The organism is Avibacterium volantium (assembly GCF_049366555.1).
Lineage (GTDB): Bacteria > Pseudomonadota > Gammaproteobacteria > Enterobacterales > Pasteurellaceae > Avibacterium > Avibacterium volantium_A.
This window is the reverse complement of sequence record NZ_JBMMGT010000052.1, coordinates 1-1,646: the sequence shown is the minus strand read 5'-3', so window position 1 is coordinate 1,646 and position 1,646 is coordinate 1. Positions and strand designations below refer to the sequence as shown.

General features: G+C 34.6%; 2 protein-coding genes. Both read left to right on the top strand.

Translation table 11 applies throughout. The features are described from left to right. Nucleotides 1–815 precede the first annotated feature (815 nt). Nucleotides 816–1,061 carry a helix-turn-helix transcriptional regulator gene (locus ACLS0A_RS10915; RefSeq protein WP_416083493.1) on the top strand — a complete coding sequence of 82 codons (246 nt, stop codon included), beginning with the start codon at nt 816–818 and terminating at the stop codon, nt 1,059–1,061. 3 nt (nt 1,062–1,064) lie between these two features. Continuing rightward, on the top strand, nt 1,065–1,646 hold a 582-nt coding region (locus ACLS0A_RS10910), incomplete at its 3' end, for a hypothetical protein (protein WP_416083494.1).

Here is a 1,646-nt window from a genome sequence, read left to right as displayed (position 1 = left end):
GTTTGCTTTCTTCTTTTTTGTCTTTGCCACTCGTTATGACTTTATAGGCAACATAGGCAATGACTGCTTTCTTAACTATGCTGCTTTTCTTTTTAGCTTTCTCTTTTGCTAGTGCTGGATTTAATCCGCCGAATAGTAAGGAAAGAATAAGCCCGAATGTAAGAAGTTTTTTCATTCTTTTAATCCTTAATGAAAGTTGAATATGTTAAATAATCATCTATTTCTAATGGTTAAAAAGCAAGAAAAATCATATATGACTGTTATTATTAAATTTATATTCAAAAATAGAATATGAAAATAATTCATATATAAAAACTAGCTCATTTTTATTGTATTTATATACAGCCATCAAAAACGCTATAAAACGCCCATTTTGGGGCGTTTATTTTAGCTTAGTCTATTTACATATTTTTTATTTTCCCTTCTTGATGGGCTTCTAGTTGCGCTAAACGCTGGAAAAAGCACGGCTGAAAAATCGCTAGCATACCCTCGCCACGCCCGCGCAGTAAATGTAGTGATTTCAACGCAAATTGCGGTGATGGTTCAAGCCTTGCCCTGCCTGGTATGAATTAAATTCATAAACCACGTTTATTTAACGCAAATCAACGCAAAAAAACGCAAAAAATTGTGCTTTTAGTTATAAGAAAGTGCGGTGCTTTTTGGCTAAATTTTGCCCTTATCACATTTCTAGCCTTATTTTTGGCATTGCTACATAAAAAATAAGCCTGATTTTGTGGGCTTCACCTTCACAATTTAAACAAAATGACAAAAAAACGCCCCTTTTTTATCCTTAACACGAACCAAAACGAACGCCAATGAAACAGGGCGGAAACAAAAAACAAGGGGCTAAAAATGTGAGTGAAAACCAAAGAAAACAGCGATTTATCAGCCTTGAGCAAGTAATTGACCGCACAAGCCTGAAAAAAACGACCATTTACACATTAATGGCAAGAAATGAATTCCCGCACGCTATCAGCATTTCAGCAAATCGCCGTGCTTGGCTGGAAAGTGAAATAGAAGACTGGATAGAAAGCAAAATCAACGCACAAAAAGAGATTTAACCAATGGAAAAACCAAAAACCGAATTTCAGCAACATAAAACGAAATATCTAGCTGAAAAACAAGCCTTAGATAATCTTCTGAAAGAAAAAAGCAAAACGCAGAATATTATTGCCGCACTTCAGCAAGATTTAATCGAACAAGCGAATAATGCAGAAAACAAGCTAGAAAAAGAAAATTTTATTTCAGCTGATGATTATGTTGCATTAAAACAGGCTGAAACGGGTATAAAAACACGAATTGAATATTACCAAGCCTATTTAGAAGAAATAGACGCTAAAATATATCAACAGAAAGAACATTTATTTAACGAATATCAGCAAATTTTGCAAATGCGAGAAAAAAGCCTACTAGCTGAATTTAACGCATTATTTGAAAACTTCTTAAATGAACAAAAAGACACCCTAACCCGCCTTTATTCATTGCTCAAATATAGCGGCGTTGCGCAACCTAATCCCCTTGATGACAGCTACAAAGGCACGCTTGAATATGCCGTAAAACAAATGCTACTTAATAAGATTGAAAAAGGGATAAATAGCGAAATTCCGCTAGATAATGAATGGGAATTGCCTATTTTTGTGAACCGT